Genomic DNA, 24,682 nt, shown 5'->3' with positions numbered 1-24,682 from the left:
CCACGGCACGTGACGGCCACGCCCGCACGCCGCACCCCGCAGGAGCTCACGCATGTCCGACACCATCCCCGCCCACCCCTCCGACTCCCGCCCCGTCCCTCAAGTCCCCCTGTCCAGACGCGGGTTCGTAGCCGCCGCGAGCGTCGGCGCCGCCGCGGGACTCCCCGCCCTCGGCCTCGCCGTGCCGCCCGCCTCCGCCACGCCCCGGTCCTCCGCACCGGACACGGCGCCCGCCGCCCTCACCGCGCACCGCTTCACCGATCCGCCCAGGACCAGCCGCCCCACCGTCTACTGGTACTGGAACGGACCCGTCACCCCGGAACTCGTCGACCGGCAACTCGCGGACCTGCGGGACAAGGGCATGTACGAGGTGATCCTCTTCTCCTTCGACAACGACGCGATGCGGCCCGTCTTCTTCACCGAGGAATGGTTCGACATCGTCGAGCACGTCCTGCGCACCGCGGAACGCACCGGCATGCGTGTCTGGCTGTTCAACGACGACCACTTCCCCAGCGGCCGGGCCGGCGAGTACATCGTCAAGGGCGGCACGGTCGGCTCCCGCGTCTACGAACCCCGCCCCGACCTGCGCCTCAAGGCCCTGTGGCGCTCCACCACGGTGATCGAGGGCCCCGCCCGCGCCGACCTGCGCCACAGCACCGGCGTGGGCGTGGAGGCCGGACACCTGGTCGCCGACGCCGCGCTCCTCGACGGGGCCACCGTCCTGCGCGGCAGCGAACACTGGAGCGACCTCACCGTCACCGCGAGCGCCAAAGCGGACCACACCGCCGCCGGGCTGGTGGTCCGCGCCTCCGCCGACGCCCTCGACGGCTACGCGGTCACCTTCGACCAGACCGGCGTCGTCACCGTGCGGCGCCTGACCCGCGGCCTTGACCCCGTCGAACTGCTGCGCAGCACCCGCACCGACGGCTTCAACAAGACCAAGTACCACGCCCTCACCGTCACCGTCCGCGGCGGCACCCTCTCGGTCACCCTCGACGGCCGCGCCAAGGGCACCGTCGAGGACGACCGCCACCCGTCCGGCGGTGTCGGGGTACGCGCGGTCGGCGACGAACGCGGCCTGTGGGACAGCCTCACCGTCACCGCGGCGGACGGCACCACGCTGTACGCGACCACATTCGAGGACGCGGCCGGCGCGGGCGACTTCCCCGAGCGGGCGACCCTCGGCGTCCGGGCCGTCGCCGCCGCGGCCCGTCCGGCCGGCGCCACGGACGCGTCCGACGTCATCGACCTGACCAGGCGGCTCACCGGGGACGGCGTCTGGGAGGTTCCCGCTGGTCGTTGGCAGATCGACCTGTTCGGCGGGGTCCCGCTGACCGACGACAGCCAGGGCTACAGCCGCAGTTACGTGGACCTGCTCGACGACGAGCCCGTGCGACTGTTCCTGGACATCGTCCCCGGCGAGTACTACCGCCGGTTCCGCCGCTACTTCTCGACCGTGATCCCCGGCTTCTGGGACGACGAGCCGTTCTTCGCCTCCGCCGAGGCCCACTTCAAGCGACTTCCCTGGTCACCCACGCTCGACGCGGCACTGCGCGCGGTGGGCGTCGAGCCCGGGGTTGCCTACGCCTGCGCCTTCGACGACCTGGGCCGCACCGGCCGGGTCGCCCGCGGACGCTACTGGCAGGCCGTCTCCAACCGGTTCGCCCGCTACTTCCGCGCGCAGGCCCGCTGGTGCGAGGAGCGGGGCGTCGAACTCATCACCAACCCGCTCTACGACGAGGCCGCCCCCGCCAAGCGCGTCCCCACCACCGGCGACCTGCACAAGGTCAACCAGTGGGCGCAGATCCCCGGCGGCGCCATCATCACCGCCGAGTACGTGCCCGGGCAGCAGACCATGCTGCCGCGCAACCCGGTCTCGGTCGCTCACCAGATGGGCCGGGAGCGGGCCCTGATGGAGATGTTCGGCAACATGGGCTGGCAGGTCACGCCCGGCTTCGTGCACGCGACCGTCGGCGCGCAGGCCGCCCGCGGGGTCAATCTGACGGTCCTGCACGCGCTGTGGACCGACGAGGCCGTCGTCTACTTCCCGCCGCCCTTCGGCCCCAGGGCGCCGTGGTGGTGGACCATGCGCCCGCTCGCCGAGTGGATCGGGCGGATCATGGAAGCCGGCCGGGGCACGTCCGCGGCCCGCACGGCGATCCTCCAGCCGCAGCGAGCCGCCGAACAGTGGACGGGCACCGTCCGGCAGGGCGAGGTCGACGGCGCCCTCGCCGACGCCGCCTACGCGCTGGAACGCGCCCAGGTCGACTTCGACCTCCTCCACGAGGGTGCCCTGACGGGCGACCCGGAGCTGCTGGCCCACGCGCGGGTACGGTCCGGACGCCTCGCCGTGGGAGCCGCCCGCTACGACCTCGTCGTACTGCCGTTCACCCCGGTCCTGGACACGGCGACCGTCCGCGTCCTGGACACGTTCGTCCGGGCCGGCGGGGCCGTCGTCGCGGTGGGCGCGTTGCCCGCCGACGAGTCCGACGGCAACGACCGCTCCCTCAGCCGCGCCCTGCACGACCTGTTCGGCGACACCGTGCCCGCGAGCCGCGCCCGCGGCCGGGGACGCGCGGTGCGCGTCGCCGACGTGGCGGGCCTCGGCGCCGCCGCCCACGACGCGGGGGCCGCGGCGGCCGTCCTCGAACCCGCCCGAGAGACGATCCGGGCCCTGCGGGTCACCCGGGGCAAGGACACCGTCTTCCTGTTCAACAACGAGAGCGCCACCGCGGTGACGACCACGGCGGTCCTGCCCGCCCAGGGCGCCCCCGAGCTGTGGGACCCCGCGACCGGCGAGATGGCTCCGGCTCCCGTCCACCGGACGAGCAGGCGCGGACTGCACCTGCCGCTCGCCTTCGCGCCGTACGAGACCCGGATCGTCGTCGTGCGTGAGGGCGCGTCGGTGGGCCCCCACCTGACGGACGCCACCCTCCACGTCCGCTCCGTCGAACGGCACGGCCGCGGTCTGCGCGCCACCGTCGAGACCGGGTCTCCCGGCATCCACCGGCTCACCGGCACCGACTCCGGCCGCGCCTACCGGGGCACGGTCCGCGTCGGCGACCCGCTCACCCCGGTCCCCGTCACCGGCGACTGGACCCTCACCCTGGACCGCGACGGGGACACCCCGGTCACCGGCCCGCTCGGCAGCTGGACCGGGCACGCGCCGCTGTTCTCCGGCAGCGGCACCTACACCACCGAGGTCGACGTGGACCGCGCCGTCCTGGACGGCCGGCGGGTGCTGCTCGACCTCGGCGACGTACGGGACGTGGCCGGCGTGGTCGTCAACGGAAGGGCCACGCCCCCGCTGTTGTGGGCGCCGTTCGTCACGGACGTCACCGGCCTGCTCGTCCCGGGACGCAACCGCCTCGCCGTGCGGGTCTCCAACACCCTCTCCAACGAACGCAACAAGCCCCTGCCGTCCGGTCTGCTCGGCCCGGTCACCCTGCGTTTCAGGCGCCGCGTCACCGCCGCACTGGACCGCGTCTGACGAGCCGCCCGCCCCCAGGAATCCCTCCGCGAAGGACTTCCATGCCCAGATCAAGACCGCGCGTCGGACGCCGACGCCTCGCCCTGATGCTGCCCGCCGCGGTGACCGCCTTCGTCACCGCCGTGTCCGGCAGCGTCCAGGCCACCGCCGCGACCACCCACGCGCTCACCCCCGCCCACCTGCGGACCCAGCACCTGGATGAGGCGCTCGGCATCGACGACACCACCCCGGTACTCAGCTGGAACACCACCGCCCGCACCCCGGGCGCCCTGCAGAGCGCCTACCGCGTCCAGGCGGCCACCTCACCCGAGCGCCTGCGCTCGGGTCGGCCCGACCTGTGGGACTCCGGCAAGGTCACCTCCGCCGTACCGGAGACGACGTACGCCGGCCGCCCGCTCGGCAGGTCGGTTCGGGTCGTTGGACCTTCCGCTCGACGCCGCCTGCCGGGCCCATCAGCGGGTACCGGACACCATGAGCCTCACCCTGCTTCTTGACGCGCGGTGAGCGGGGAGGCTTCGGGGGCAACGAAGGGAGAGCGGATGTCGGTCGACCTCGTCGGCTTCCTCGGCGTGGTGCTGGTGGCCTACGTGGTCCCCGGCCCGGACTTCCTCGTCGTGCTGAGATCGGCCACCGAGCACCCTGCGAAGGGGCGGGCCGCCGCGCTGGGCGCTCAGTCCGGGCTGTGCGTGCACATGCTCGCCGCGGTGGCCGGGCTGTCGCTGATCGCCGCGCGCTCTCCGGTGGTCTACGACGCCATCAAGCTCCTGGGCGCGGCATACCTCGTCCACTTGGGTGTCCGGGCAGTGCGGGCCGCCCGGCGGGCCGCCCGCGAGCGGCGCGGCGGACGGGAAACCACCGGCGGCCCGGAGGGCGGCACCGCGCCGCGCACGTCGGCGCAGGACGGGCCGGCGCATGGCCGGTGGCGGTCCGGCTTCACCCAGGGCTTTCTCACCAATGTGCTCAATCCCAAAGCCGCGTTGTTCTTCCTCAGCGTCCTGCCGCAGTTCGTCGACGGTGGCGGCCCGACAGCACGGAGCATCTTCTTCCTCGGCATCCTCGATGTCCTCATCGGCGTCGCCTACTGGTTCGTCCTTGTCGCCGTCGCCGCACGGCTGCGAGCGCTTCTCGAACGCCCGAAGGTCCGCCACCGCTGGGAACTGACGACCGGGTGGCTCTTCATCGCCCTGGGCGTCGGCGTCGCCGCGGCCGCCTGAAGCGTTCCGGCGATCTCCGGGACAGGTCGTTTCGAAACTCCCCACGGAGGACAATTTCTCACCTTTGAAAAACCTGCCTGGCAACTCCCGTTCACCTGCCGGTAACGCAATTCATGCAAAGGCCCGGAGTGTGGATGAAATCGCATGCGTCTTTTTCCGGCGCCGGCACAACCAACCAGAAACACGGCCCGTCTAAGTCGGCGAATCGACGAGGCGGGGGGTGACTTCCCCGGCCGGGACGCCACACGTCCCGAATGCTCTGGGGGGCTGTCAGGTATGCATGGTTCAACCCTGTATTCGGCCGCATTACGACGCGGCATTTCCCATCGGACAGCACTGTGACGCTCCGAGAGGGACAGGGTGTGAAACCGACGGCCCTGATTCCCGCCCCCGCGCCGGACCAGCCCGCCGATCCACCCTCCGGCCCGGCACGGGGGCGCCCACGCCGGTTCCGCCTGCCCCGCCCGACCGGACCGCGGCAGGCCGCCGCGCTGCTCGCCGCGGTCGTCACCGTCACCGCCTTCTGCGCCGCCGACGTCATCGCCCGTAGCTACCCCTTCGGCCCCCGCACCCGCAGCGTCAACGACCTGGGCAACCAGTACGTGCCGTTCCACGAACACCTGTGGGACCTGCTGCACGGAAAGGCCGACGGCGGTCTCCTGCTCAACTGGCAGTCCGGGTACGGCGCCAGCTTCCTCCCCGACCTCGGCACCTACCTCACCAGCCCGTTCGCCCTGCTCGTGGCGGCGTTCCCGCGGGACCGGATCGACCTCGCGGTGTATGTGATCACCGTACTGAAGGTCGCGTCCGCCGGCGCCGTCATGGCCTGTCTGCTGCTGACCCTGCGACCGGGCCGCTGGTGGGCGGCGGGACTGCTGGGCGCGTCGTACGCCCTGTGCGGGTGGACCGTGGCGAGTGCCGTGTACAACCTGATGTGGCTGGACGGGCTCGTCGCCCTGCCGCTGCTGTGCCTGGTGGGGGAGTGGCTGCTGAACGGACGGCGTCAGATCCTCGGTGTGGTGGTCGTGGCCGCCGCCTGGATCGCCAATTTCTACACGGCGTACATGGCCACCCTGGCGGCCGGTCTCGTGCTGCTCCTGCGGCTGTGGCTCTGCGACCACCCACGTCGCCGAAGGCTCGCCGCGGCGGGCCGGGCCGCGCTGACCGTCGTCCTCGGCATGGGCCTGGCCGCGCCGCTGGTGTCGGTGATCTACTTCGGCACCACGCACGCCTCACCGGGCAGGTTCAAGGACTTCACGCCGGTGGCGACTGAGGACCTGCTGGCCCGGCTGCTGCCGACCACGTACAGCTTCAGTTCGCCGGCCGTCTACGTCGGCACCACCGCGCTGCTGCTGGCCCTTGCCCTGCCTTTCCACCGCGCGGTTCCCAGGCGGGTGCGCGCCGGGTGGACCCTGTTGGTGGCCGGGACGACGCTGTCGATGCAGTGGGCCCCCACCCAGCTGCTGTGGCACGCCTTCACCCCACCGCAGGGCAGTTCGTACCGCGAGAGCTTCGTGCTGTGCGCGTTGCTGGTGATCGCGGCCTGGCACTCACTCTCGTGCGGGCCCCCCGACCGGCGCGCGCTGGGCGCGGCAGGCGCGCTGTTCGCGCTGATCACCGCCATCGCGAGCGGAAGCGACCTGGTGCGTTCCTTCACCTGGCCGGTGCTGCTGCTGGCCGCGGCGGGCGCGCTGGGCGGGCTGGCCCTGCTCCGCCGAACGGACGGCCCACGTCCCGTCGGCGACGGGCGCCGCACCCTGCCCGCCGTCCTCGCGGTGGTGCTGCTCGTCGGTACCCAACTCGGTGAGTCCACCGCCACCTCCGCCGTGGCCACCCGCATGCGGCTCGGGCACATGGACGACTACGCGCCCTGGGGGGACCGGCGACAGCAGCAGGCCGACGCGACAGCCGAGGCCGACGGCTGGCCCCGCTACCGAACCGACCCGGGCCGGGAGCAGACCGTCGGCAACGACCCACTGCTGGTGGGCGGTCAGGGCGCCCAGTACTACAGCAGTCACACCTCCGACGTGCTCTTCCGCACCCTCACCGCCCTCGGGGGCGGCTGGACCTCGGGCGGCCGCAGTCTGCAGAGCCTGGACAACGCCGTCACGGACGTCCTCTTCTCCGTGGGTGCCCGGGTGCACTCCCCGCCGGACCCCCATCAGAACTGGTTCCCGCAGGACGGCAGCCGGGTGAGGGTGACCCGTCGGGACGTACCGCCCCTGGTGACGGTACGACCGTCCACCGGCTCCGCACCCACGGGTGTCTCCGCGTTCGGACCGTCGCCGTACCGGAACCAGGAACTGCTGCTGGGCACCCGTGTCTACACCGTGCCCCGCCTCACCGTGCGAACCAGCACCGGGAAACCGCCGCACCGGAGCCACGGCGAGCGGCCCGGCGTGCGCATCGCGGCCCTCGATCCCGGGACGGCCGTACCGAAGCCGACCATCACGACCCGGTGCGCGGCGGGCAGCGAGGTGTACCTCTCGGCGCCGCACTTCGCTGGCACCGCACGACTCACCGGTGACTCCGCCGATGGCCCGACCGGGCGTTTCCGGTCCGACCCCGTCACCAAGATCGCCGCCATGCAGCGGCTGGGCACGGTCCCGGCGTCCGGACGCCTGCGCGTCGAACTGTCCCCCAACCGGTCGAGCGTCGTCCCGGACGGTGCGATCGGCTGCCTGGACACCGCCCGGCTGCGCTCCGCCGTCGAACGGCTCAAGGCGACCGGTGCCACCGACGTGACCGTCTCCGGCGGCACGATACGGGCCACGCTGCCCGCCGGCAGTAAAGGGACCGCCCTCGTCGCGGCCCCCAGGATCGCGGGGTGGCGCTGCGCCGCGGACGGCGGCTCAGCCGAACCGGCCGGGCAGTACTACGGGCTGATCGCCGTCCCCCTCGACGGCTCCTCGACCAGCGTCACCTGCACGTTCCACCCGCCAGGCCTCAGGCTGGGCACGGCCGTCGGGGGTGCCTCGCTCCTGGCGCTGATCCTGCTGTGCGCCTACCGGGCGGTCCGCCGACGGCGTGCCACTCGACCGACGTAGGCCTCGCGGTGCGGATGCCGCGGCCGACCATTCGCCAGGCCGCGGTGTCCGTTCAGTCCTTGACCGCGCCGGCGGTCACCCCCGCGGCGACGTAGCGCTGGGCGAGGACCAGCAGGATCGCCGCGGGGATCGAGGCGATGACGGCGGTGGCCATGATCGCGTTCCATTCCTGGTTGTTGTTGCCGATGTACTTGTAGATGCCGAGGGTGATCGGCCTCAGGTCGCCGCCGCCGTCGAGGGTGTTGGCGAAGACGAAGTCGGACCAGGCCCACAGGAAGCTGAAGAGCGAGACGGTGACCAGCGCGTTGCGGCTGACCGGCAGGACGACCGACCAGAAGGTGCGGACGGTGCCCGCGCCGTCGATGCGGGCGGCGGCGATCAGCTCGCCGGGGATGCCCGACATGAACGCGGTGAAGATCATGACACCGAAGGGCACGGCGATGGTGGAGTCGGCGACGATCAGACCCCACCAGGAGTTCTGCAGTCCGAGGTCGAGAAAGATGCCGTAGAAGCCCATCGCCATGACGATGCCCGGGATCATCTGCGCGACCAGCAGGGCGAGTTGGAGCAGGCGGCCGCCGAGGGGCCGGAGTTTGGCCAGCGCGAAGCCGGCCGGAGCGGCCAGGACGAGGGTGAGGGCGACGGTGCCGAGGCCGATGAGCAGGCTGGCGGCGAGGTAGGGCATCTGGTCGTCCAGGACGGCCCGGTAGCCCTCGAAGGTGGGGTGCAGGGGGAGCAGGTCGGGCGGGGTCTTGCGCATGTCCTGCTGGGGGGTGAGGGACACGTTGAGCATCCAGTACACCGGGAACAGCATCAGCGCGGTGAGGGCGAGTCCGATGACGGTGTGCCGACGGCCGGAGGTGGGGGATGTCATGCTTCCTGTCTCCTCTGGACGCGGATGTACAGCAGGCCGAAGACGAGGGCGATGAGGATGAGGAGGTTGCCGACCGCCGCGCCGGGGCCGAACTTGGGCAGCAGGGTGCCGAAGCCGAGCTGGTACGACCAGGTCGCCAGGGTGGAGGAGGTGTCCGAGGGGCCGCCCTTGGTCATGATCCAGATCAGGTCGAACACCTTGAGGGTGTAGACGAGCCCGAGGAGCAGGGTGATGGCTGAGACCGGGCGCAGCAGCGGGAAGGTGATGCGTCGGAACACCTGCCAGGTGCTTGCTCCGTCCAGGGACGCGGCCTCGTACAGCTCGGCGGGGATGTTCTGCAGACCGCTGTAGAGGATGACCAGGTTGAACGGGATACCGATCCAGATGTTGGCGATGACGACCGAGGTGAGCGCCCAGTCGGGGGAGGTGAGCCAGCCGACGGGATCGACGCTGACGAAGTGCAGGAAGTAGTTCACCACCCCTGATTCGCTGTTGAACATCCATGACCACGTCGACGCGGACACGATCAGCGGGAGCAGCCAGGGGATGAGGAACAGGGCCCGCAGCACCGTGGAGAGCCGGAAGTGGCGGTTGAAGAAGACGGCCAGGGCGAGCCCGATGACGTACTGGAAGGCGATCGACACGAACGTGAAGACCATGGTGTGGCGCATCGCCGGGCCGAACGTGGGGTCGCCCAGGACCGTACGGAAGTTGTCCAGTCCGGAGAACGGCGCGTCTCCGGACACGAACGACCGGACGGTGTAGTCGCGCAGGCTCAGGTCGAGGTTGCGGTAGAGGGGGTAGAGGTAGAACGCGGCGAGGTAGGCGACCAGCGGAGCGACGAAGGCCAGCGCGGTCAGCCGGCCTTTACGGCGTTGGCGGCGCCGGAGCGCCGAAGCGGCCGTGCGGTCCTCGGTGTCGGGATCCCCGGAGGTGACCGGGGACAGCCGCCTGCGACGGTCGACGCGGGCGAGGGTCATGCGAACTCCTGGATGCGGGTGGCGTGTCCGGGGGCGGGCGGGCGTGGCCGGCGACGGGGCGTGGGGCCGCGTCCGCGTACGTCGCCGGCTCTCGGGTGGGTCAGCCCTTGGCGGCGGCGGTCTGCGCCGAGTCGAGGGCGTCCTGCGGGCTCTTGCCGCCGGACAGGGCACCCTGCACCGCGGTCCACATCGGCTGCGAGATGGTCGGGTACTTGGTGCCCAGGCCACCGCTGGTACGACCGCGCGCCGACGCCACGGCGTCCACCCACGGCTTGAGCTTGGGGTTCGCCTTGACCTGCTGGGCCTGCACCTCGGCGGTGGGGGCCACGTACGCCAGGGTCGTGTCCGTGGAGAGCAGGTTGGCGGAGTTGGTCAGACAGGTGACGATCTTCTTGCTGACGTCATAGCGCGCGGTGTCCTTCTGCACCGGGACGGTGACGAACTCGCCGCCCGTCGGCACCGGCGCCGAACCACCGTTCTGTGCGGGGATGCTGATGACACCGTTGGTGAAGGTGGCCTTCTCCGCGTTGCCGAGCTGCCAGGTGCCGTTCTCGCCGAACGCGTAGTCGCCGGTGGCGAACTCCTGCCAGCTGGTGGTCTGGGTGTTCTGCAGGACGTCCTTGGGTGCGTAGCCGGCGTCGACCCACTGCTTCCACAGGGACAGAGCAGCCACGCCCTTCGCCGAGTTGAGCTTCGTCAGGTCCCCACCTGCCCCCCAGAACCACGGCAGGAACTGGAAGCTGCCCTCCTCGGTGTTGATCGCGGAGAACGTGATGCCCTTCTTGCCCGCCGCCTTGACCTTCTTCAGCGCCGCCGTCAGGGACGCCCAGTCCTTGATCGAGGCGGGGTCGACATGGGCGGCCGACAGGACCTTCTCGTTGTAGTACAGGGCGAGTGTGTTGGCGCCGATCGGTACGCCGTAAGAGGCGCCGTCGATGGTGCCCGCGCCGATGATGTTCCTCTGGATGGACTTCGTGTCGATCCCGAGGTCGCTCGTCTTGTTGAGGATCCCGGCCTCGACGAGCGTGGAGACGACCGGATTGTCCACCAGCATCACGTCCGGCGCGTTGCCCTGCTGCGCCGCCAGCAGCGCCTTGTTGCCGAGGTCGGTGGTGTCGAACCCGGTGCGCTTGATCTTCACTCCGGCGTCGGTGCCGCACTTACCGACCAGCTTGCCCCACGCCGAGGTGGCGTCGAACTGCGGGTACGGGTCCCAGAAGGTGTACGTCGCCCCGGCCTTGCCGGCGGAGGAGGAAGAGGAGCCGGATCCACCACCGCAGGCGGTGACGGAGGCAAGGGTGCCGAGGACGGCGACGGCGGCAAGCAGGTTGCGACGGGTGTGTCTCACGGTGACCTCGTTGTCTTTGGGGCGGTGCGCAGGGAGTGAGGAGGTGAAGAGGCAGCAGAAGGAGGCAAGGGGAAGGGGAACGGAAGAACGGGAAGGAGAAGGGGAAGCGGCGGGTGAGGAACACGGGGCGGGGGCTCAGGAGGTGGGCAGCCAGACGCGCATGCTGCCGTTCTGGCGGTTGGCCCAGGCGTAGTAGGGGATCGCGGTCAGTTCGAGGGGTTCGCCGGTCGCAGGCGCGTCGGCGGTCTCCGTCGCCCGGTACGGCCACCAGCCGGCGTCGGGCAGGTGCCGCCTTCGGCCCGCCGCGACGACCGTGGTGACACCGCCGAGCAGATCCGGGCGGTGCTTCACGGCGAGCGGGCGGGTGGTGTCGATGACGATGTCGTCGAGGCCGCCGCCGGGGTGGTCGACCTGCTCCAGGCAGTACACGAGCGGCCCGCGTTCGATCGCCACACAGCCGCGTACCGCGTCCACCCGGGGGTCGGCGGCGGTGAGGCGGGGTTCCAGGACGAGTTCGAGGACGACCTGGTCGCCGGGTGCCCAGGTGCGCTCCAGCCGCAGCCACCCGTCGTCGAGGGGGGCCTCGGTCTGGTCGTACGTCGTTCCCCCGGCCCGGACCCGGTACTCCCGGCACCACCGCGGGATGCGCAGGGACAGCGTCCAGGGCCTTTCCCGCGGGGTCTCCTCGACGGTGAGAGCGACGGTGCCGTGCCAGGGGTAGTCGGTCTCGGCGCTGACGACGACCGGCGTCCCGTCGATGTCGCCCGAGTAGCTGCCGGTGACGTACTGGTGGATCTGCAGGCCGTGGCCGTCAGCGCCGGCGAGGTAGTGCTCCAGCGAGGCGAGCAGCCGCATGACGTTGGGTGGGCAGCAGGCGCAGCGGAACCAGCGGGTGCGGCGGGCCGACTGGTCGCCGCCGGGGTCGGTGTGGCCGTCGCGGACCTGGAGGGGGTTGACGTACAGCCAGCGTTCGCCGTCCAGGGAGACCCCGGCCAGGAAGCCGTTGAACAGGGTGCGTTCGATCAGGTCGGAGTAGCGGGCCTCGCCGGTGAGCAGGGCCATGCGCCAGCTCCACTGGATCGAGGCGATGGCGGCGCAGGTCTCGCAGTAGGCCCGCTCGTTGGGCAGCTCGTACGGGTCGCCGAAGTCCTCCTGGTCGTGGTGGGAGCCGAGGCCGCCCGTGAGATGGGTCTTGGTGGTGGTCATGGCGTGCCACAACCGCTCGGCGGCGGCGCGCAGTTCGCTCTCGCCGGTCTCGGTGGCGAGGTCGGCCGCAGCGGCCAGCAGATAGAGCTGCCGTACGGCGTGGCCCTCCACGTTCGTCGCCTCACGCAGGGGCACCCGGTCCTGGCAGTACGCCTCGCCGCCGAGCAGACCGTGGCCGTGCCGGTCGACGAAGTAGGCGGCGAGGTCGAGGTAGCGGCGCTCGCCGGTCTCCCGGTACAGCTCGACCAGCGCGGTCTCCACCTCGGGGTGGCCGTCGATGCCGTCGATGGGCTTGCCACTGCCGGGCGGGCCGAAGACCGAGTCGACGTGGTCGGCGAACTTCCGTGCCACGTCGAGGAGTTCGGACCGTCCGGTGGCCCGGTGATGGGCGACCGCGGCCTGGATCAGATGCCCCGCGCAGTACAGCTCGTGGCCCCAGCGCAGATCCTGGAACCGTTCGCCGTTCCGGCGGAGCTGGAACCAGGTGTTGAGGTAGCCGTCGGGCTGCTGGGCGGCGGCGACCACGGCGATGATCCGCTCGATGTCGGCGGCGAGCCGTTCGGCCTGGGGGCCGCCCTCGCCGGGCGCCCACTGGGCGAGTTGCCAGGACGCCGCCTCCAGCCACTTGTAGACGTCCGAGTCCACGAACGGGTACGCGCCCTGGAACTCGCCGTCAGCCGTGCCCCCCAGCACCCGCAGGTTGTGCAGATTGCCCGCGGACTCCAGCAGTCCGGGGCCCTGCGGCACCGAGATCCGCGCGTTCACCTCACGACGCGCGTCCCAGAAACCGCCACGCACCTCGACGGTGGCAGGGACGAGCGCGGCCGCGGCACCCGGGCCCAGACGGACCGGACCGATGGGCGTACGGCCCCGTTCGGGCGAAGCCGGGAACCCGGGGGAGGGCGCGGCGGAACGTGTGAGGGGCATGGCTCTCCGAAGAAGTCAGTGGCGGGGCGGACGAGGGCTGGGCGGCCGATGTCGTGGCGCGCCCAGGAACGCGGCAGGCGATGTTCCGCCTCCCAGACCCGCTTGAGCAAACGTTTTTCTGCCCGAAACGTAGAGAGACGGCGAGCACGAGTCAAGATGTGCGGCGGATTTTTTCCGCGTTCCCACCAGGGGTGGTCGGTGCTCAGTGAGGATGCTGGGAGGCTCATCGTGAACGCCGTCTAGGAAAAGGGTTGCTCGCTGGGGCAGGCGGCCCGGTGGCCGCGCGACGCGGCCCCCCCGGCAGGCGGGGAGGTGGCGCGGGCGCCTGCCGCGGTCGGGTGCCCGCGCCCTCCACCCGAGGAGCGAGTCCAGCGCGCTCGGTCCGATCCGCCCGGCCCGCCCGGCCCGGCCCGCTCGCTCTGCCCGCCCGGTCCGGGCCACTCGGTTCGGTCCGGCCCAAAGAAGACGATGCGGGCGGAGGGTTGTTTCCGGCCATGCGTGTGCGTATAAATAAGCAACTTTCTTTCTTACAGACCGCAGACGCGAGACGAGGGCACCGTGACCCGCCGTTATCCAGCAGGCCCGCAGCGATTGCTGCGTTCGCTCAACGGCCGAGCCGTTCTGGAGGCGATCGACGACGCGGGCCCGGTCACGACCACCGACCTGGCCGGGCGGATCCCGCTGTCACGGCCCACCGTGGCCGCCGCGGTCGGGCTGCTGCTGGAGCGCGGGGTGATCACCGAGGTGGGCCCGGTGATGGGCCGCAAGGGACCGGCCCCCGCGCAGTACCGCGTGAACGCCGACTGCGCCTTCGCGATCGGCGTGGATGTCGGGCACCGCAGGATCCGAGCCGCGGTCGCCGACGTCACCGGCCGGGTACGAGGGCGGGCCGAGTCGGAGCAGCACGGTGAGCGGGGTGGTGACGCGCTCGTCCAACAGGTCCTGGACATGTGCGTGAACCTGGCCGAGCAGGTGGGCCGACCGCTGCGGGACATCACCCAGGTCGTCGCGGGACTGCCCGCCGCGGTCGGCTCGGACGGACGCCACCTGTCGTACGCCGCCGGACTGCCCGACGCCGGGCGGGGGATCGGTGAGGCGCTCGGCCGGGCGATGCCGGTGCCGTTGGTCCTGGAGAACGACGTGAATCTCGCCGCGCTGGCCGAGCGGACCCACGGACGCGGTACCGACACCGACGACTTCGTCCTGGTCAGCCTGGGTGTCGGACTCGGCCTCGGGCTGGTCGTGGACGGCCGGGTCCGGCGGGGCGCCACGGGCGTGGCCGGAGAAGCGGGCTATCTGCCCAGTGACCGCATGGTCGCGCCGGTCGGGCAGCGCCGGGACCTCGTGCAGGAACATCTGGGCGCGCGCTACATCAGCGACCGGGCCCAGCGGCTCGGGCTGCCCGGTGACGGCAGCCCGCGCACCGTCTTCGAACTCGCCCGCGCCGGCGACCCCGGCGCGCTGGAGATCGTGGACGACACGGCCCGCAGCGTCGCCTACGTGGTGGCCTGCGTCGTGCCCCTCATCGACCCGGCACTCATCGTGCTGGGTGGCGCCATCGGCGCCAACGGCGACCTGCTGCTCGAACCGGTCGCCCGTCATCTGGCCGATTTCAGTACGTTCCGGCCGCCCCTCGTCGCATCGGGCCTCGGTCCGGACGCCGTACTCACCGGAGCCACGACCATGTCGGCCAAGCTGGCCCGGGAGGCCGCCTTCGCCGCCGCCACCACTCCCGTCCCCCAGGCAGAGTCAGCGTCGTCCCTGCCCTGACGCACCACGTACCGCCGTGTTCCACACACACCGCGGCGACGCCGTCTTGCCGGACAGCGTCGCCGCTCAGGGTCACCGGGCGTTGTCGCGCCCGATCGACCGACGACCGATCCGTCACCCAGGGAATCCCGTCTCCGAGGAAGGACGATCAGTGTTCAAACCTATCACCGGGGCCGCGGCCGCCACGGCTGCCGGCGTGCTGTTGCTGGCCGGCTGTACGTCATCCGGGCCCGCATCCTCACAACCCGACTCCGCCATCTCGCCGGGCGCCTCGCACAAGGACACCACCGTCACGGTCTGGACGTTCAACCACCTCCCCAACGAGGTGGCGGCGTTCAAGGCGACACTGAACCGACTGCACACCAAGTACCCGTGGCTGACCGTGAAGTTCGTGCCCAACAAGGATGACGCCGCCTACGCGAAGGCGGTCGCCGCGGGCAACCCGCCCGACGTCTTCATCAGCTCCACGCCCGACAACGTGGCGAAGTTCTGCTACAACGGCACGGTCGCCGACCTCGGCCCCTACCTGACCTCGGCCAAGATCGACACTGCCAAGACCTTCCCGCCCGCGACCCTCGTCTACACCCGCTACCAGAGCAAGCAGTGCGCGCTGCCGCTGCTGACCGACGCGTTCGCGCTCTACTACAACAAGAAGATGTTCGCCGCGGCCGGCATCACCAAGCCCCCCACGACCCTCGCCGAACTGACCGCGGACGCCAAGAAGTTGACGGTCAAGAACGCGGACGGCTCCATCAAGACCTACGGCTTCGTCCCCCGCTCCGACTACGACGTCAACCGGTACCTCTTCGTCGGCGCGCACAGCGGCACCGACTTCTACGGCAAGGACGGCAAGACGACCTTCGCCTCCGACCCCAAGTGGCAGCAGATCCTCACCTGGGACCAGGAGCTCATCGACTACTACGGCAAGGCGAACGTGCAGAAGTTCGTGGGCCGTTACCAGCCGCACGCGGACGACGCGGGCAACCCGCTGCTGACCGGCGCCGCGGCGATGGAGTACGACGGTGAGTGGCACGTCGGCGAGATCGCCACCGAGAAGAAGGACTTCGACTACGGCGTGGTGCCGATGCCGGTCCTGGACGGATCCTCGGGCACCTACGGCGCGGGCGCCACGCTCGGCACCGTCGCCTACCTGTCCGCGGGCTCCAAGCACAAGCAGGAGGCGTTCTTCGCGCTCCAGCAGCTCACCACCGACACCACGTTTCTGAACACCCTCGCGGACACGGTCTACAACGTCCCGACCACGTTCGACGCGCTCAAGGCCTGGGACAAGGCCGACGACCCGCACTGGAAGCCGTTCGTCGACATCTTCCAGAACCCGCACTCGTCCTACAAGACGCTCACCCCGGCGGGCATCGAGGACATGGACACCTGGCGCGCCTTCCTCCTCGACTACGAGCAGGGCAAGGTGAAGGACGCAGCCGGCGGACTGGCCGGGGTCGGGAAGAAGATCGACGGCCTCAACTCCGACAGCGGGCAGTAGAGATGACGACCGTTCTCGCCCCCGTGGGCGACGCCCCGGGCACGGCGCACCCGCGCCGTGCCCGGGGCGGGCGGCGCCGCCCGAGCAGAGCCCGCTGGTGGGTCGTCCTCGCCTTCCTGTCCCCGTTCGTCATCGGGTTCACCGTCTTCGTGCTCTACCCGGTGCTCGCCACGCTCTACTACTCACTCACCGACTTCCAGGCCGGCTCCTACCGGCCGGTGCGGTTCGTCGGTCTGCGCAACTACCGCACCCTGTTCAGCCAGTCCGACACCTTCTGGGTGGCCGTACGCAACACGCTGTGGATGGTCGTCGTCATGGTGCCGCTGCGCACCGCCTGGGCCATGCTCGCCGCCTGGGTGATCATCCGGGTCAAGCGCGGCCGGGCCGTGTACCGCACGCTGTTCTTCCTGCCGTCGATGGTGCCGGTCGTGGCCGCCGCGCTGTCGTTCATCGTGCTGCTCAACCCCGTCGGACCGCTCAACCGGCTGCTCGCCCTCGTCGGCGTCAACGGCCCCGGATGGTTCTCGGACCCCGCCTGGTCCAAACCCAGCCTCGTCATGATGGCGCTGTGGGCCAGCGGCAACGTGATGGTCATCTTCTCCGCCGCCATGCTCGACGTACCGCGCGAACTGTACGAGGCCGCCGAACTCGACGGCGCGGGCGCGCTGCAGAAGTTCCGCAGCGTCACCCTCCCGGCGATCTCCCCGGTCATCTTCTTCGCCCTGCTCACCGGAATGATCTACACCTTCCAGTACTTCACCGAGGCGTTCGTCGCCTCCAGCTCCGCGAACGCCACGTCGTCCAGCAACGACCTGATCGGCTACCCCGCCAACTCGCTGCTGTTCTACTCCACGGAGCTGTACCGGCAGGGCTTCTCCTACTTCAAGACCGGCTACGCCTCCGCCATGGCCTGGCTGCTGTTCCTGGTCATCTTCGCGGCGACCGTGGTCTTCATCCGCGCCTCGCGCCGCTTCGTGCACCACGCGGGCGGTGGCCGATGAGCACCCTCGACCTGACGAAACGTCAACCTCGTAGCGGACGGCGCCTGTTGTACCTGCTCGCGGAGCACGCGCCGGCTGTCGCGATCGCGCTGTGCTTCGTGCTGCCGCTGACCATCGGCGTGCTCACCGCGTTCATGACCCAGCACCAGGCCGGCACCGGCTCGCTGTGGCCCTCCCCCTGGGAGTTCGGCAACTTCCGCAAGGTCTTCTCGGCCATGCCGTTCGGCCGCGACCTGCTCAACACCATGCTGTACGCCGGACTGTCCACGGTGGGCGTCGTCGTCTCCTCGGTACCCGTGGCCTACGCGCTGGCCCGGCTGCGATGGCGCGGCCGGGACGGCGTCTTCCTGGTGGTCCTCGCCGCGATGATGATCCCGGCGCAGGTCACCAGCCTTCCCCTGTACGTCATGTACGCGCACGTCGGCTGGGTGGGCACGCTCAAACCGCTCATCGTCCCGTCCTTCTTCGGCGACGCCTTCAGCATCTTCCTGCTGCGCCAGTTCTTCCTGACCATCCCCGACGAGTTCACCGAGGCGGCCCGGGTCGACGGCGCGGGGGAACTGCGCATCCTGTGGCGGGTCCTGATCCCCATGGCCAAGCCCGCCATCGCCGCCGTAGGGCTCTTCGCGTTCCTGTACGCGTGGAACGACTTCTACAACCCGCTGCTCTACACGGGCAACAGCGACACCGGCCAGACCCTCGCGGTGGCCCTCAGCCAGCTCGCGAAGAACGGGCACCAGAACGCCTACGAGCTGCAGATGGCGGCCTCGCTGATGTTCCTGCTGCCCGTCCTGGTGCTGTTCTTCCTGGCCCAGAAGGTCTTCGTCGAGGGCATCGCCCTGACCGGCGTCAAGGGCTGACTCCCCGCGCCCGGAGCGGCTACCCCACAACGTCATGGGAGCACCAGTGAAGATCACCGTTGTCGGCGGTGGCAGTACCTACACACCCGAACTGATCGAGGGTTTCGCCCGGCGTGCCGGTGTGCTGCCCGTCGACGAACTCGTCCTGCACGACATCGACGCCGAACGGCTGGCCGTGATCGGCGGCCTGTCCCGCCGTATCCTCGCCCGGCACGGCTTCCCCGGCCGTCTGACCACCACGAACGATCTCGCCCAGGCGGTCGACGGAGCGGCCGCGGTGCTCGTCCAGCTCCGCGTGGGCGGGCAGGCGGCCCGCCTGGTCGACGAGACCCTGCCCAACCGGTTCGGCCTGCTCGGGCAGGAGACCACCGGCCCCGGCGGCTTCGCGAAGGCCCTGCGCACGGTGCCGGTGGTGCTCGACATCGCCGCCGAAGTACGCCGCCGCGCCCGGCCCGGCGCCTGGATCGTCGACTTCACCAACCCGGTCGGCATCGTCACCCGCGCCCTGCTGGACGCCGGGCACCGCGCCGTCGGCCTGTGCAATGTGGCGATCAAGTTCCAGCGGGAGCTGGCCGATCGTCTCGGAACCGAAGCCGACCGGGTACGGCTGGGCCACGCCGGCCTCAACCACCTGTCCTGGATCCGCTCGGTCACCGTGGACGGCGTGGAGCGCCTGCCGGAACTGCTGAGCGGCGACACGCTCGACGAACTCGCCGCGCAGACCCGCGTCCCCGCCGGGGCACTGCGCGACCTCGGTGCCATCCCCTCGTACTACCTCCACTACTTCTACTGCACGGACGACGAGGTCCGGGCCCAGCAGAGAGGAATGCACCGCGCCACCCAAGTCCTCTCCATCGAAAGGGAGTTGCTGACCCTCTACGCGGACCCCCACCTGGACCGCAAACCCGACCTGCTGGAGCAGCGGGGCGGGGCCTACTACAGCGAAGCCGCGGCCGCCCTGGTCACCAGCCTGCTCACCGGCGACGGCGCCCACCACTACGTGAACGTGCGCAACGACTCAGTCCTGCCCGGCCTGCCGGACGAAGCAGTGGTCGAAGTGCCCGCCCACGTCGACACCGCCGGGCCGCACCCGGTCCCCGTGCCGCCCCTGCCGCCCGAGATGCTCGGACTCGTCCAGGCGGTCACCGCGTACGAGACCCTCACCGTCCAGGCCGCCATGACCGGCGACCGGACGGTGGCCCGGCGCGCCCTGATCGCCAACCCGCTGGTACGCGAATGGGCGCGGGCGGACACGCTGCTCGACGCGCTGCTGGAGGCCAACCGGCCCCATCTGCCCCGGTTCTTCGCGAGCGAGGCCGCCGATGCCTGACCTCGTGGTGGGCGTCGACGGGGGCAACTCCAAGACCGACCTCGTCCTCGCGGACACCGAGGGACGGCTGCTGTCCTGGGTGCGGGGCCCGGGCACCCGCCCGCACACCGAGGGAATGCAGACCACCACCGAACGGCTCGCCCACCTGGTGCGCCACGCCCTGACGGAGGCCGGCCTCCCCGACACCACCCCGGTCTCCGCCGGCGCGTACTTCCTCGCCAATGTCGACCGCCGGGCCCAGGAACGCCTGGCACTACGGCAGTTGACCCGACTGGGCGTGGCCCGGAGCACTGTCGTGCGCAACGACACCCTCGCGGTGCTGCTTGCCGGAGCACCGGACGGCTGGGGAGTGGCGGTGGTGTCCGGCGCCGGCATCAACGCGGCCGCGGTCCATCCGGGGGGCCGCTCGGCCCGCTTCCTCTCCCTCGGCGACATCACCGGGGACTGGGGCGGCGGGCTCGCCGTGGCCCGGGCGGGCCTGGGGGCCGCCGTACGCGCGGGCGACGGCCGCGGACCGGCGACCCGGCTACGGCAGAACCTGCCGGGTCACTTCGGCCTGGACAGCGTCGAGTTGGTCGCACTGGCCGTCAGCGACGGCGACATACCGGTGACCGCCCTGCACGGCCTGGCACCCTTGGTCTTCGCGACCGCCGCCGACGGCGACGCCGTGGCCCGGGGCATCGTGGAACGCCTCGGCGACGAGATCGCCGTCATGGTGACCGCCTTGCTGCGCCGACTGCGCCTCCTGCGCACCCAGACACCGGTGGTCCTCGGCGGCGGCACCCTGCAGAACGACCAGGTCCTGCTGCGGGACCACATCAGCGCCCGCCTGGCCACCGAGGCACCGATGGCCCGACCCCGGGTGCTCGATGTCCCTCCGGTCGCGGGCGCCCTGAGGGAAGCCCTCTCGACCGTGGGCGCCCCGGCCGCCGTACAGCACCGCCTTCGCGCGGCCGTCGCCGACCGGAAGCCGCCGCCGCTGCTCGCGGCGGACGCCGAGGACTGGCCGCCGGTGGGACCCGGAGAGCCCGCGCCGTAGCGAAAAGCGTCCGTCTGGCCCGTACGAGGACCCGCCCCAGAGCCCTCGTACGGGGCGCCGCCGACCGCGAAGGCCGGTGTACCTACCGCACGAGTTCCCAGTCCTGTGAGCCGTCCGTGGCGGCGCTCTGCAAGGTCAGCGGTGCTCCGGCGGACGCGCCGGTCAGGTACAGGCTGGTGTTCTTGACCGACTGCAGTTGGTAGAACCCGTCGCTGGTCCTGACCAGGTTCCAGCTGCCGGTGGCGCTGTTGTCGACCCACTGTCCGATGCGTTGGCCGGCCGTCGCGTTCCCCGTCCAGATGGCCGCCGCGCGGCCGCCAGACTTGTTCAGCAGGGTCGTGCCGCCGTTCGGCTCGGTCACCACGTGCCAGTACTGGGTGTCCGGGTTCGCCGCCGAGCCGGGCTCCTCCAGGCGGACGTCGGGAACGTCTCCGTTGCCGATGTTCGCGTCGTTGGTCCTGTTCCCGGTGCCGATCACCTGGTCGGTCCTGCGGTTGACCAACTGGTAGTAGGCGCCGTCCGAGTGGCCGAGGTCGACCTCGGCGTGCGCGATGGTCGACGTGCCCTGGTTGTTGAGGATCGCGACGCGGCCGGTGCCCTCGACGTACTGCAGGTCGCGGCTGTAACCGGCGGGCGAGGTCGTCTGGTACTCCTTCCATGTGCCGTCGCCGCGTCCGCTGTCGTTGACCCAGACGTTGCCGCTGCCCGCCGCGTTGTACACCAGGCGCCCACCGGGAAGCCTGACGAGGACCGGACTGCCGCCCGTCGCGAGGGCGTGGGAACCGGCGTCGAGCGGCAGCGAGGTGACGCCCGTGCCGGTCGCGGAGCCGGCGTAGAACTTCAACGGGTCTTTCGCGAGCAGGTACTTGGTGTTGACTCCGCCGCCCCAGTACTCGAAGGTCAGGAGCCACTTGCCGTCCGTGGTCCGTACCACGTTCGTCATACCCGGGCGGCCGCCGCCGATCTCCGCCTTGCCGCCTCCCATGTCCTGGGTCAGTCCGGCGACGTCGACGACGGGCGCGCTCCACTGGGCGCCGCGGCCGTCCCAGGTCCGGTGGGCGAGGATCTGGCCCTGGGAGTCGGCGGCGGTGTCGTTGGCGGGGTCCGGCGTGGGGACGCCGGTGGTCGCGTTGAAGCCGGTGTAGTCGTTCTCGTCGGAGTAGTAGCAGACGAGTCGGCCCTTGTAGACCATCAGGTACGGCTCCCAGACCGGGTCCACCTGCTTGTCGGTGTTCGCGGCGGCGATGTTCTGGCCGGTCGCGCCCGCGCTGCCACCCTGCCAGCCGCCCGTCGTGACGACGTTGACGACCTTCCACGTCGCGCCTTCGTCGGTGCTGGAGTACAGGGCGATCGCCAGGTCCTTGCGGTCGCCGTCGTTGGACGGCGTCCAGTTCGGGTCGGCCGCCTTGTGCTCCTTGTAGTAGTAGTCGTCGCCCGACACCACACTCGCCAGGAGCAGCGTGCCCTGCTTCAGGTTCCCGACGTCCTGCGGAAGCGTGTACAGGTACGGGTTGGTCCAGTTGCTCGTGTACTTCGCGTACTGCGGATCGCTGGACAGGTACGCGGGAGCCTTGACCTCCGACAGCGGCTGCCACGACGTTCCGTGGTCGTCGCTCTTGTAGACCGGGAGGGTCTGCCGGTCGGCGCTGCCCGTCGCCGACACCACCGTGGACTTCTCGAAGGACGCGACCAGACGTCCGCTCGGCAACTGCGCCGACTTCGGGTAGATCGCGCAGTTGCCCCGCCCCTTCAGGCAGGGTTCGCTTCCGAGCTGGAAGAGGATCCCCCCGGTCGGGTTGTACGCGTGCGCGCTCGCCATGGGTATCGCCAGCATCGCCGAAGCCGCGACGAAGGTTCCCAGCGCTTTCCCTGCTCTTCTTCTGTGCACAGCTGCTCCTCGGGGGATGGGCACGGTGGTACGGGGTCGGATCAGGCGACGAACACGCGGACGTCCCAGGGGCCGAGGTCCAGCGCCGTGCCCGCGGGGAGGGACGTGCCGGTCAGGGCGTCGGAGAGGTCCATCGGGGCGGGGACGCTCGCGGGCTCCCAGCTCCAGTTGTGCACGATGTGGACGCGGCGCCCGTCGGGGGCGGTGCCGGTCGTCGCGGTGACGGGTTCGGGGAGGTCCTGCCACGCGCTGCGGGCGGCCGGTGCCATCCAGACGGCCAGTGCCCGGGCGAGGTCGCGGCCGGGGACGGTGCCGACGGTGGTGACGCGGCCCGCGCCGTGGCGGCGGGTGGTGACCGCGGGCCAGCGGCCGAAGTGGGGGTGGCCGTAGGTGGCGAGTACCTCGGCGTCGGTGACGGTCAGACCGTCCGCCCAGCTGGTCCCCGTCGCGCCCTCGGGCAGGTCGAGCGGCCCACCGGACACCGACCGTACGGGGAGCGCGTGCGCGAGGTTGCTGAACTCGTCGTAGTGGACACCCGCGGCTTCCACCAGTCGCCCGGGGGCCGGTTCGTGGCGGGCCCGGGCCTCGTGGTCGGCGTAGCCGGTGCGCGGACCGAGGACCAGATGGCCACCCGCTGCCGCGTACGCCGCCAGCCAGTCGAGCGTCGAGTCGGCGGCGATGTACAACGCCGGGACGACGAGGACGGGGTGGCGGCCGGCCGCCTCCTGAGGCGTCAGTCCGTCCCGTTCCCCGGTCGGGTCGTGCAGCTGGCGGGCGTGGACGATGCGGACCTGACGGCCGGCGTCGAAGGCGCCGCGGTAGAGCGGGTCGAAGATGCGGTGGTAGGCCTCGGGGTCCGGTTCGCCTTCGGGGGTCGCGAGCGGCGGGTACTTCTGCATGAGCCACTTGCTGGGCGTCGAGTACACCATCGTGATGTCGGCGTCCGGTTCGAGTCCCGCGACGAGTTCCCCTGCCGCCTCGAACTCGCCGCCCAGCCGGGCGAGTTCGGCGTAGGTGCGGCCGGGCTGGCCGGTGTGGGGCAGGATGCCGCCCCAGTAGGTCTCCGCGCCGAAGTGCAGCGTGTGCCAGTGCCAGTACTCGATCATGCGGGCCCCGCGCGCGACCAGCGCCCAGGCCGCCTGCCGCCACTGGCCGTCGTAGGCGGGGCGGTTGTCCCACGGCATGCCGATCGAGCCGGCGTTGGTCTCGGTGACGAGGAAGGGCTCCTGGCGGGAGGAGAACATCCAGTCGGCGCTCTGGTACAGGGCCCAGACGCCGGTGGTCTGCCAGCTCTGCCGGTGGTCGTCGGGCGTGGGGTCGGGCAGCAGCAGATCGTCCTGCATGCCGTAGTACGGGTTGCCGGAGGCGATGTCGAGGCGGTCGGTCAGCTCGTCGTCCTCCACTCCGGGGCGCTTGTAGGAGATGCAGGTGGTGACGAAGTGTTCGGGTCGGGCGTACTCGCGGACGAGGTCGGCCTGCCAGCCGATGAACTCGGTGACCTGGCGGGCCTGGAACTCCCGCCAGGCGACGTCGTACTGCGGCTGGGCGTTGCCGTCCGGGGTCCACAGGTCGGCCCACGTCGACAGCCGGTGCGACCAGTAGACCAGGCCCCACTCACGGTTGAGGGTCTCGACGTCGCCGTACCGGTCGCGCAGGTGGTCCACGAAGCGCTGGAAGACGCCGTGGTTGTGGAAGAGTTCCAGGCCGGGTTCGTTGTCGACCTGGAAGCCGATGACCGCGGGGTGACCGGCGTACCGGCCGACGATCTTGCGGATGATCCGCTCGGCGTGGAACCGGAACGCGGGGTGGGTGAAGTCCACTTCCTGCCGGGCGCCCCAGCCGATGCGCTCGCCGGTCGCCCGCTCGCCGGTGATCTCCGGGTACTGGCGGGCCAGCCACGGCGGCACGGCGTACGTCGGGGTGCCGAGGACGACGGAGATGCCGCGTTCGTGGGCGCCGTCGAGGACGGGCTGGAGCCAGTCGAGGTCGAAGCGCCCGTTGTCGGGCTCCCAGGTGGACCAGACGGACTCGCCGACCCTGATGACGGTGACATGCGCGTCGGCCATGAGGTCGAGGTCGGTCTTGAGGCGCTCGTCGGGGCGTTCGGAGCCGTAGGAGGGCCGGTACTCGTGGTAGTACGCGGCGCCGAAGAGGACGCGGGCAGGCAGTGCCGCCATGAAGGAAACCTCCGAAGGAATCGGGGAGTG

16 protein-coding genes are annotated in these 24,682 nt (G+C 71.0%); 10 read left to right on the top strand and 6 right to left on the bottom strand.

Features of this window, described 5'->3' with window-relative positions:
• Positions 1-52 precede the first annotated feature (52 nt).
• The 4 genes from ABZ027_RS26175 to ABZ027_RS26160 all read left to right on the top strand — a co-directional run bounded on the left by ABZ027_RS26175 (position 53) and on the right by ABZ027_RS26160 (position 7,751).
• The gene (locus ABZ027_RS26175) at positions 53-3,490 is read left to right on the top strand and encodes a glycosyl hydrolase (protein ID WP_356772393.1); all 3,438 of its coding nucleotides are present in this window, start codon (positions 53-55) and stop codon (positions 3,488-3,490) included.
• 41 nt (positions 3,491-3,531) lie between these two features.
• Positions 3,532-3,984, top strand: coding sequence for a hypothetical protein (locus tag ABZ027_RS26170; protein WP_356772391.1), 453 nt, complete (start codon positions 3,532-3,534; stop codon positions 3,982-3,984).
• A gap of 45 nt (positions 3,985-4,029) precedes the next feature.
• Positions 4,030-4,704 carry a LysE family translocator gene (locus tag ABZ027_RS26165; protein ID WP_356772389.1) on the top strand — a complete coding sequence of 225 codons (675 nt, stop codon included), beginning with the start codon at positions 4,030-4,032 and terminating at the stop codon, positions 4,702-4,704.
• Between the two features lie 455 nt (positions 4,705-5,159).
• A complete protein-coding gene (locus ABZ027_RS26160; RefSeq protein WP_356772442.1) occupies positions 5,160-7,751 on the top strand; it encodes a YfhO family protein in 2,592 nt (863 codons plus the stop codon).
• 52 nt (positions 7,752-7,803) lie between these two features.
• Here ABZ027_RS26160 and ABZ027_RS26155 read toward each other — a convergent pair whose 3' ends face one another.
• The 4 genes from ABZ027_RS26155 to ABZ027_RS26140 all read right to left on the bottom strand — a co-directional run bounded on the left by ABZ027_RS26155 (position 7,804) and on the right by ABZ027_RS26140 (position 13,086).
• Positions 7,804-8,625: a carbohydrate ABC transporter permease gene (locus ABZ027_RS26155; RefSeq protein WP_356772387.1), complete on the bottom strand. Its 822-nt coding sequence runs from the start codon at positions 8,623-8,625 to the stop codon at positions 7,804-7,806.
• Entirely contained in the window at positions 8,622-9,605 is a 984-nt protein-coding gene (locus tag ABZ027_RS26150; RefSeq protein WP_356772385.1) for a sugar ABC transporter permease, read from the bottom strand. The genes ABZ027_RS26155 and ABZ027_RS26150 overlap by 4 nt, the downstream gene beginning before the upstream one ends.
• Positions 9,606-9,705: 100 nt before the next feature.
• Positions 9,706-10,953, bottom strand: coding sequence for an extracellular solute-binding protein (locus ABZ027_RS26145; protein ID WP_356772383.1), 1,248 nt, complete (start codon positions 10,951-10,953; stop codon positions 9,706-9,708).
• A 135-nt stretch (positions 10,954-11,088) separates the two neighbouring features.
• Positions 11,089-13,086, bottom strand: a complete 1,998-nt coding sequence (locus ABZ027_RS26140) for a beta-L-arabinofuranosidase domain-containing protein (RefSeq protein ID WP_356772381.1) — start codon at positions 13,084-13,086, stop codon at positions 11,089-11,091.
• A gap of 558 nt (positions 13,087-13,644) precedes the next feature.
• Here ABZ027_RS26140 and ABZ027_RS26135 point away from each other — a divergent pair.
• From ABZ027_RS26135 to ABZ027_RS26110, 6 genes are all read left to right on the top strand, one after another.
• Positions 13,645-14,856 carry an ROK family transcriptional regulator gene (locus tag ABZ027_RS26135; protein ID WP_356772379.1) on the top strand — a complete coding sequence of 404 codons (1,212 nt, stop codon included), beginning with the start codon at positions 13,645-13,647 and terminating at the stop codon, positions 14,854-14,856.
• 151 nt (positions 14,857-15,007) lie between these two features.
• A complete protein-coding gene (locus tag ABZ027_RS26130; protein ID WP_356772377.1) occupies positions 15,008-16,357 on the top strand; it encodes a hypothetical protein in 1,350 nt (449 codons plus the stop codon).
• A 2-nt stretch (positions 16,358-16,359) separates the two neighbouring features.
• Positions 16,360-17,358, top strand: coding sequence for a sugar ABC transporter permease (locus tag ABZ027_RS26125; protein WP_356772375.1), 999 nt, complete (start codon positions 16,360-16,362; stop codon positions 17,356-17,358).
• On the top strand, positions 17,355-18,218 hold the full coding sequence (locus ABZ027_RS26120; RefSeq protein ID WP_356772373.1) for a carbohydrate ABC transporter permease: 864 nt from the start codon (positions 17,355-17,357) through the stop codon (positions 18,216-18,218). Before ABZ027_RS26125 ends, ABZ027_RS26120 begins: the two co-directional genes overlap by 4 nt.
• A gap of 46 nt (positions 18,219-18,264) precedes the next feature.
• Positions 18,265-19,548, top strand: coding sequence for a 6-phospho-beta-glucosidase (locus ABZ027_RS26115; RefSeq protein WP_356772371.1), 1,284 nt, complete (start codon positions 18,265-18,267; stop codon positions 19,546-19,548).
• A complete protein-coding gene (locus ABZ027_RS26110) occupies positions 19,541-20,587 on the top strand; it encodes a BadF/BadG/BcrA/BcrD ATPase family protein (protein WP_356772369.1) in 1,047 nt (348 codons plus the stop codon). The genes ABZ027_RS26115 and ABZ027_RS26110 overlap by 8 nt, the downstream gene beginning before the upstream one ends.
• Positions 20,588-20,669: 82 nt before the next feature.
• Here ABZ027_RS26110 and ABZ027_RS26105 read toward each other — a convergent pair whose 3' ends face one another.
• Entirely contained in the window at positions 20,670-22,421 is a 1,752-nt protein-coding gene (locus ABZ027_RS26105; protein WP_356772440.1) for an RICIN domain-containing protein, read from the bottom strand.
• A 95-nt stretch (positions 22,422-22,516) separates the two neighbouring features.
• Positions 22,517-24,652, bottom strand: a complete 2,136-nt coding sequence (locus ABZ027_RS26100) for a beta-galactosidase (RefSeq protein ID WP_356772367.1) — start codon at positions 24,650-24,652, stop codon at positions 22,517-22,519.
• Between the last annotated feature and the right edge of the window lie 30 nt (positions 24,653-24,682).

The sequence above is a fragment of the Streptomyces sp. NPDC006332 genome, assembly GCF_040612855.1.
Classification (GTDB): Bacteria; Actinomycetota; Actinomycetes; order Streptomycetales; family Streptomycetaceae; genus Streptomyces.
This window is presented reverse-complemented; position numbering and strand designations above follow the sequence as displayed.